The 8,649-nt window shown below is 35.3% G+C and carries 6 protein-coding genes and 1 pseudogene; 4 read left to right on the top strand and 3 right to left on the bottom strand.

Annotation, left to right across the window (positions count from 1 at the left end; genetic code table 11):
* The 3 genes from treR to treC all read left to right on the top strand — a co-directional run.
* Positions 1 to 553, top strand: a 553-nt coding sequence (gene treR / locus AC1DJR_RS11945; RefSeq protein ID WP_477002686.1) for a trehalose operon repressor, incomplete at its 5' end; no start/stop codon positions are given.
* Between the two features lie 295 nt (positions 554 to 848).
* Positions 849 to 2,276 carry a PTS system trehalose-specific EIIBC component gene (gene treP / locus AC1DJR_RS11940; RefSeq protein WP_088294037.1) on the top strand — a complete coding sequence of 476 codons (1,428 nt, stop codon included), beginning with the start codon at positions 849 to 851 and terminating at the stop codon, positions 2,274 to 2,276.
* A 13-nt stretch (positions 2,277 to 2,289) separates the two neighbouring features.
* The gene (gene treC / locus AC1DJR_RS11935; RefSeq protein WP_477002685.1) at positions 2,290 to 3,951 is read left to right on the top strand and encodes an alpha,alpha-phosphotrehalase; all 1,662 of its coding nucleotides are present in this window, start codon (positions 2,290 to 2,292) and stop codon (positions 3,949 to 3,951) included.
* 33 nt (positions 3,952 to 3,984) lie between these two features.
* Here treC and AC1DJR_RS11930 read toward each other — a convergent pair whose 3' ends face one another.
* From AC1DJR_RS11930 to AC1DJR_RS11920, 3 genes and pseudogenes are all read right to left on the bottom strand, one after another.
* Positions 3,985 to 5,109 (bottom strand): Ger(x)C family spore germination protein, encoded by a 1,125-nt coding sequence (locus AC1DJR_RS11930; protein ID WP_477002684.1) that lies wholly within the window; start codon positions 5,107 to 5,109, stop codon positions 3,985 to 3,987.
* Positions 5,090 to 6,196, bottom strand: a complete 1,107-nt coding sequence (locus AC1DJR_RS11925) for a GerAB/ArcD/ProY family transporter (protein ID WP_429686360.1) — start codon at positions 6,194 to 6,196, stop codon at positions 5,090 to 5,092. Before AC1DJR_RS11925 ends, AC1DJR_RS11930 begins: the two co-directional genes overlap by 20 nt.
* Positions 6,177 to 7,493 (bottom strand): annotated as a pseudogene (locus tag AC1DJR_RS11920) (spore germination protein); the annotation flags it as partial. The gene AC1DJR_RS11925 and the pseudogene AC1DJR_RS11920, both read right to left, overlap by 20 nt.
* Positions 7,494 to 7,509: 16 nt before the next feature.
* On the opposite strand from AC1DJR_RS11920, the gene AC1DJR_RS11915 reads away from it, so the two are divergent.
* Positions 7,510 to 8,481, top strand: a complete 972-nt coding sequence (locus tag AC1DJR_RS11915; RefSeq protein WP_477002683.1) for a phosphotransferase enzyme family protein — start codon at positions 7,510 to 7,512, stop codon at positions 8,479 to 8,481.
* Positions 8,482 to 8,649 lie beyond the last annotated feature (168 nt).

Raw genomic sequence — 8,649 nt, 5'->3', positions numbered from 1 at the left:
GCGTGGATATGTTCAAAAAATACACGGAAAAGGTGTTTTTGTATTAAAGCGCAAAAACATTGAATTTAACTTTGGTGGTATTGTAAGTTTTCAAGAAGAAAATGAACGTTTAGGACGTCATTGTATTACAGAAGTCGTGGAAATAGAGAAAATGAAAGCGACACAAGATGTAGCAAAGTTATTAAACGTGAAAGAAAAAACGGAAATAAATCATATTAAACGTGTACGAAATATTGATGGAGAAAAAGTAATTTTAGATATAAACCATTTTGTATCGGAATATATTCCAGGATTAACGAGAGAAATTGCAACTGCATCGATTTATAAATACATTGAGAAAGAATTAGGGCTACATATTAGCTATTCACAGCGGGTAATTGAAGTGCAACCATGTACAGAGGATGACCGAAAGTATTTGGATTTAAATGGAACAGACTATGTTGTCGTTGTAAAAAACTTTACTCATTTATACGATGGGAGTCAGTTCGAATATACGGAATCACGTCACCGTTTAGATATTTTTCACTTTTCGGATGTGGCGCGAAGAAAATAAAGAGATGGAGCGAAATAATCGTTCCATCTCTTTATTTATCCCGCTATTTGTGGGCAGTAAAACTCCCACCTCAAAATTCAGCTGGAGCAAAGAAGTTAGGTGGGAGATCAACTGCCTGTAAACGCCCGATTGGTGAGGGCTGATAGTCAGTGGGGGATGAACAAAACCCCCACTGATTAAAGTTTCACTTTATAAAAAAATCACCAACTTATATATACGAGTGTTGACTAACTTATATATACGAGTTAATATGTAAGTGTAAACGGTATCAAAAAAAGAAAAGAGGGACGGGAATATGGGGAAAGACTATCGTAAAACAGCAAAAGAAGTGTTGCAGTATATTGGTGGGAAAGACAATATTGAACAAGCTGCGCACTGTGTAACGAGGCTACGTATCGCTTTAAAAGATGAAAATAAAATAGATAATGATAAATTACAGTCTGTTTCATTAGTAAAGGGAGCGTTTCATAACGCTGGGGTATTTCAAATTGTAATTGGTCCAGGTGATGTCGATCGAGTATACGCTGAATTGATAACGCTTGCAGGTATGGAAGAATCGACAGTAGCTGACGTAAAAGGTTCAGGGGATAAAAAATTAAATCCAGTTCAAAAGTTTGTAAAAGTATTTTCAGATGTATTTATGCCGATTTTGCCAGCAATTATTACGGCAGGTTTACTAATGGGGATTAATAACCTGTTAGGGGCAAAGGACTTATTTTTTGATGGGAAAAATTTATTAGAAGTATATCCGAACTTAGGTGGGCTTTGGGATTTAATTAATATGATGGCCAATACAGCATTCGTATTCTTACCGGCACTKGTTGGTTGGTCAGCAACGAAGCGCTTTGGTGGTAGTCCAATACTAGGGATTGTTATGGGATTAATGCTTGTGCATCCGGCCTTATTAAACGCGTGGGATTATGGAAAAGCAGCGACTGGTTTAGAGGGACAAAAGATTGAGTACTTCGATATTTTAGGGCTATTCCAAATTGAAAAGGTAGGGTATCAAGGTCAAATTTTACCCATTTTAGTAGCAGCATTCGTATTAAGTAAAGTTGAAATCTTCTTAAAGAAACATGTGCCAAACGCAATTCAATTATTAGTTGTACCAATTACAACAATCGTTGTAACGGGTGTGTTAGCGTTAGGAATTATCGGTCCAGTTACACGTCATATTGGCGATTTATTAACGGCTGGATTAGTTGGCGTATATGAAACGGTACCAGTAGTTGGAGCAGTATTATTTGGAGCATTATATGCACCGCTCGTAATTACAGGAATGCATCATATGTTTATTGCAATTGATTTACAGCTAATTGCACAGCACGGCGGTACATTTATTTGGCCGATGATTGCTCTTTCTAACATTGCACAAGGTAGTGCGGCACTAGCGATGTTCTGGATTTCTAAAAATCAAAATGATAAAAGTATGGCATCAACATCAGCAATCTCAGCGTACTTCGGTATTACAGAGCCAGCGATGTTCGGTGTGAATTTAAGAAATAAATTCCCGTTCTATGCAGCGATTATTGGGTCTGCTATAGCAGCGATATTTATTACATTAAATGGTGTATTAGCACCAGCAATCGGAATTGGCGGATTGCCAGCATTTATTTCTATCATTCCGAAATCGATTCCAATGTTTATTGTAGGGATGATAATCGCAGTAGTAATTCCATTTACATTAACATGGTTATTTGCGAAACGAGTAAAACAGAAGTAGGAGGAAATTAAGCATGAAAGATTGGCATAAAAGTGTAGTCTATCAAATTTATCCGAAGAGCTTTAATAGTTACTATAATAAAGAAACCGGTGATATAAAGGGAGTTACAGAGAAATTAGATTATTTAAAGGAACTTGGAGTGGATTATATTTGGTTAACACCGATATACCGATCACCACAAAATGACAATGGATACGATGTAAGTGATTATTACAGCATTGATCCATCTTACGGGACGATGGAAGAGTTTGAAGAGCTTTTAAAAGAAGCGAAAGTACGTGACATTGAAATCATGCTTGATATCGTTGTAAATCATAGTTCAACGGAGCATAAGTGGTTTAAAGAAGCAAAAGAAGATAAGAATAGTCCGTATCGAAATTATTATATTTGGCGTGATGAAARGAATAATTGGCAGTCTAAATTTGGAGGATCTGCTTGGAAATATGATGAGAAAACAGGGCAATATTTTTTACATCTATTTGATGAGACGCAAGCTGATTTAAATTGGGAAAATGAAAAGCTTCGTGAAGAAGTGTACGATATGATGCGCTTTTGGTTGGAGAAAGGTGTAAAAGGATTCCGCCTTGATGTTATTAACTTAATTTCAAAAGATCAAAGATTTTTAAGTGATGAAGGCACCACGGCTACAAGTGATGGGCGTAAATATTACACAGATGGTCCACGCGTCCATGAATATTTACAAGAGATGAGCCAAAATGTTTTTGAAGGGAAAGATGTAATTACAGTTGGAGAAATGTCATCTACGACAATTGATAATTGTATTAAATATTCGAATCCTGAGCGCAATGAACTAAGCATGACGTTTAGTTTCCATCATTTAAAAGTAGATTATCCGAATGGTGATAAGTGGACGAAAGCTGATTTTGATTTCATTAAATTAAAAGAAATTATGTCTAATTGGCAAATTGAAATGCAAAAGGGTGGAGGATGGAATGCGTTATTCTGGTGTAATCATGACCAGCCTCGTATCGTTTCACGGTTTGGTGATGATGAGAAGTACCGAAATGAATCTGCGAAAATGTTAGCGACAGCTATGCATATGTTGCAAGGAACGCCTTACATTTACCAAGGTGAAGAAATCGGTATGACGAACCCAAACTTTAATTCTATCGAGCAATATCGCGATGTAGAATCGTTAAATATATACGATATAAAAAAAGAGGAAGGATTATCAAAAGAAGAGATTATGGGAATTTTAAAACAAAAATCTCGTGATAATTCCCGTACTCCGATGCAGTGGAATGGAGAGGTGAACAGTGGTTTTACAACGAGTACACCTTGGATTTCCGTGGCTGATAGTTATACAGAGATTAATGTGGAAAAAGCGTTAGAAGATAAAGAATCTGTATTTTATCATTATAAAAAACTAATTGAGCTAAGAAAAACGTATGATGTAATTACAAAAGGGAAATATGCTGTTTTAGATGAAAATGACCCTAAGATTTGGGCGTATACACGTACTGTAAATAATGAAGTATTACTTGTTATAAATAACTTCTATGGTGAAGAAATAGTGTATTCTGCACCAGTTCATGTCCAATTAGAGGGAATGAAGCAAGAAGTATTATTATCGAATTATAAAGATTCAGGTGGGGATATTACAAGTCTTAGCTTAAGACCGTATGAGTCAATTGTATATCGATATACGAAATAAAAAGATTGTATGCCTGAGTGGCATACAATCTTTTTATTTTAAGACACCACTATATAAAATACTTACTTCAACTTCGGGCTTAAATTTCACTTTTGCATAATCTTTATTCCAATTCTTTTTCTTCCATAAATCTGGATGATAAGCGATAAGATGTCTGCCAATCCCGAAAGCATCACAATTTGCTTTTTGTAGCTTTTTCGTTATTTGTTTAGCTTCCTTCGTAAGTTGTTTCGATAATTCTTTATTTAGATTTTTTCTTTCACCCATTTTATAAAGATTATCCCTTGGGGCTTCAAGTGCTATAACTTTTAGTTGGAGCTTAATGTTAGCATAAACATTTCCTTTTTTATCCGTTGTTATTTTTAAGTCTCGTTTTAATTTCCTATTACTTACTTCCATTGTTAAATAATCAGATGTCGTCTCTGATTCATTGCTAGTAAGTTTTTGGGTTATACGGGCACTTGTTCCCATTTTTCCAGTTAATAATACGAAGAGAACCGACTGTCTTAAAGGTAAATGTCCAGTTAATTTGTCTTTATTAAATAAAGCTATTCCATTGGTTACAACTTCTTTTCCTTTTAGCTTTATAGACGGGAGGGTGAAGTCTTTGCCCGGATCTAACATTTTTGTAGCAGCTGTTTCTAAAGTTTCTTCTGGAAACACACTCATATCCTCTAGGCTTTTAATTTTTTTCTTTAGAAAATCTCCAATCAGTAAATTCCCTACTTTCTTTTTGTTGAGTATCTCGGATGTGCCACCATCTACTGAAATAAGTTTTACTAATGCGGTTGGATTTGATGGATCTCTAAATCCAACATCTAAATAGGAAAGTATTCCTTTCTTCTGAATAGTAGTTCCTAATAGCTCTATTCCATATTTAAAATAACGAATGTTACCTGTTACATTTTTTCTCAAAGAATCACTTGTGTCACGCACGTTATAGCCAGTTGCTGAATGCACTTCATTTTCGAATGAAGATTGTTCACCACTCGAGCTTTTTACGAGTTCAATGGTTTGCTGTAGTTTATTATTTTCTATAATGTCAAACCCGAGACTATAGGCTAATCTAGCTTCTCTTAATGGTTCTTGGTCCCAACAACCAGAAAGGAGTAGGCTAAAGCATAGTACTGTACACAGTTTAGCTATTCTTTTGGACATAATTTTCTCCTTTCTTAGTTCTTAATAAGGAATAAAGGAGAAATAAAAAAGGAAGAACGACAATGAAAATATAAGTGAATTTATCTGTGAAATTCGCAAGCATTTTTAGTTGTTCTGGTGTGTCTATAAATATTGCAACAAAAAAGGAGATGAGACCAACAATTGGAACAGCTTTCTTATGATTAGCTATATTGAATATATGACCGATTCCTATTGAAGCTGCACAATAATAACTAGCGATAGAAGCTACAACGGTTATCATCCATATTGGAATGAAAATTAAGTCAGTCCGGTCTACAATTCCGATATGAAGAGAGCGCAGCAAATAAGCAACTGGTTCAGGGATAAGTTCCACTTGTTTCGGACTAAATACGATAAAACAAATCAAAACTGTAAAAGCATAAAATAGTGTTACTAATCCGTTAGCAATAGAAATTGCTTTCAGTCTTGCTGCTGGTTTGCCTTTTACATATGGATAAGCAATAAGAATAATTTCAAAGCCATACATTGCTGTAATAGTCTCTTTGGATGCTTGGATAATATTCCACCATCCTGCTTCTGTAAGCGGGAAAATATATGAAAAATCAGCACGTGTTAATCCGAGAGCAATTAAGAAGGCCATCGGAATAATAAGAATAGAGGCCATGACGTAAAATCGTACAATGACTTTGAATGTGTTATAAGCTAAATAAGAACATGTAACAGTAAATAAAATTAAAAGTGCAGACCAAGGCGTTGCTTGTAAAATCCATACTTTAATGACATTACAAGCGTTTAACATAACCGTCATTCCGATGATGATAAAATAGATAATATAAGAAAAACCGAATAGTTTCCCGAGCTTATTTCCGAACATTGTACAAACAATTTCATATATATTTTTATCGGGAAACCTCTTTAGTAAAAGCCACATCAGTGAAATAATAAGTTGAATTGCAAGACCAGCGATGAGAGCAGAAATCCACCCACCGCCTTTGGCAATGGGGTGAAGACGGTTTGGTAAAGAAAGTATACCAACTCCGATTTGGCATTGAATAACGAAAAAGGTAAATTGAACAAGCGAAATTTTATTTTGCGTGTTTGTCACCGTTCTCATCCTCTCTCGTTACATGTTGTCTTTGCATTTTTTTCGGCTTTGGATCATGTGGGCGTTCCCCAAATGACCAAATAGGAAGTCTTACAAAAGAATCTTTCATGTCTTTTATTCGCATGGGCGCAATAGGAGAAAGGTATGGCGTATGGAAAGAATGCAGCTGACATAAGTGGACGAAAGTAATAATTAAACCGAAAGAAATTCCAACATATCCAAATAGAGCAGCTAAAATCATTAATGGAAACCGGAGAATTCGAACGGCTGAACTCATATCATTTGATGGAACGAGAAAAGACGCAATTGCAGTTAAAGCTACAACGATAATCATTGTATAAGAGACAAGTCCAGCCTTTACAATCGCATCACCAATGACTAAACCTCCTACGATACCGATTGTTTGTCCAACTCGGCTCGGCAGACGAATACCAGCTTCTCTTAATAATTCGAAGATTAATTCCATTAAGAGTGCCTCAAAGATCGGAGGGAGTGGTACCTTTTCTAATGAAGCTTTAATTGTATAAACGAGTTCGAGTGGTAATACATCAGGATGAAAGGCAACGGTTGCGATATATATAGCTGGTAGGAGAAAAGCGATTAAGAAACTTACTAAGCGAATCATTCGKACGAAAGAACCGACAATCCARCGGTTATTATAATCATCTGGTGATTGATARAAAGCAAATAGTGTAACGGGAACAATAAGGGTAGTTGGGTCTCCGTCAGATAAAATAGCAACGCGTCCTTCCATTAAGTTAGCGACAGTTCTATCAGGTCTTTCTGTATTTAATTGTTGCGGAAATGGTGAGAAAGAAGTGTCTTCTATAAATTCTTGTATGTAACCTGGTGGCATTAGTGCATCGGTCTTAATCGTTTCTAATCTTCTTTTTACTTCTGTGACGAGATCATCATTAGCTATATTTTGCATATAAACAATTGCTATTTTCGTGTGCATCTCTTCACCAAGGATAAAATATTTAACGACTAAATTTGGACTCTTAATTAGTTTCCGTACGGAAGCTAAATTCGTAACTAAGTCTTCAACAAAACCAGAATGTGATCCACGTACAACCCCTTCATTATCAGGCTCTGTTATATCTCTTTTTAAAGATAAAGCCGTTTCAAAAATACAAAAGCTCTCGACATGCTCATGGAAATACAATGATTTACCTTGTAATAAAAGTTGCACACCATAATTTAAATTTGTTTCTTTTTTCATATTCAATGTAGAAAAAGCTTTTTCTAAAGACAAATCAGATCGAGTTAATAGTGGTTCAAGAGCTAATTGGTACATATAGGAGGGAATAAATATGGAAATAGCTGTGGAACGAGTTTTTACACATGAGATTTTAGCAGAAGCTGCAAAGATATTTAATGTGAAAGTAGAAGAAAATCCACTTGGTGATTTTGAAAATTATATTTTTAAGGCGAGGGGTAAAAATAATGAAGATTACGTATTACGCTTAACTCATTCTTCTCATCGCTCTAAAAAAGAGGTAGAGGCCGAACTAGATTTTTTACGGTATGTTGCGGAGCATGGGGCGAAAGTGGCGGGACCTCTTAATTCAATATCTCAAAATCTTGTAGAAGAAATCGGAGCGGAAGATGGTACTTTCTTTTTTGCGTCTTTATTTACATATGCAAAAGGTGAGCAAGTAAAAGAAGAAGAATCGGCTTATTGGGGAGATGCTTTCTTTGAAGCTTGGGGAAAAGCGATTGGACAACTGCATCGCCTCACAATGGATTATCCTAAAACAGACTACCGTGATACGTGGGAAGAGGATGAAAGTAGCATTGTTAGCGGATTAGAAGATGCGAAGGTGAAAGAGATTGCTTCTGTATTAATGGATGAAATAAAGTCTCTTCCAATTGAAAGAGAAACATTCGGTCTTATGCATGGTGATATTCATCCAGGTAACTTTCATTATGATGGTAAAGAGCTAACAATCTTTGATTTTGATGATGCAGCTTATAATTACTTTATACATGATTTAGCAATGGTTCTCTATTACTCTGTTCTATTTACACCGTGGACTACAGAAGAGAGGAAAGAATTTGCTTGCAAACAGTTACAAGTGTTACGAAAAGGTTATGAATATGAGCACAGACTGGCGGATAGTTGGTATGAATCGTTACCGTTATTTTTGCGTCTACGTGATATTGGTTTATACGGTACGCTTCAAAAGAAGTTTAAAGGGAAAGATATGCCAAATCATTTCATAGAATTRGCGGAACAACTCTATGAAAGAATTATAAAGAAGGAAGCAATTGTGAATATATAATACATTCATATCGAAACAAAGTATACAAAATAAATGTATACTTTGTTTTTTTATACAAAAATATGTTTGTTTTATTAAAATAATATTGTTATAGATTCGGTATACACTTATAATTTTATATATATTCTGAATATTCTTTATAAAGAAGGAGGGGGAAAGTTGGAAGCT

It is taken from the genome of Bacillus sp. 05T31 (genome assembly GCF_056396725.1).
Note: the sequence above shows the minus strand (reverse complement) of the source record. Positions and strands in the feature narration are given on the sequence as shown.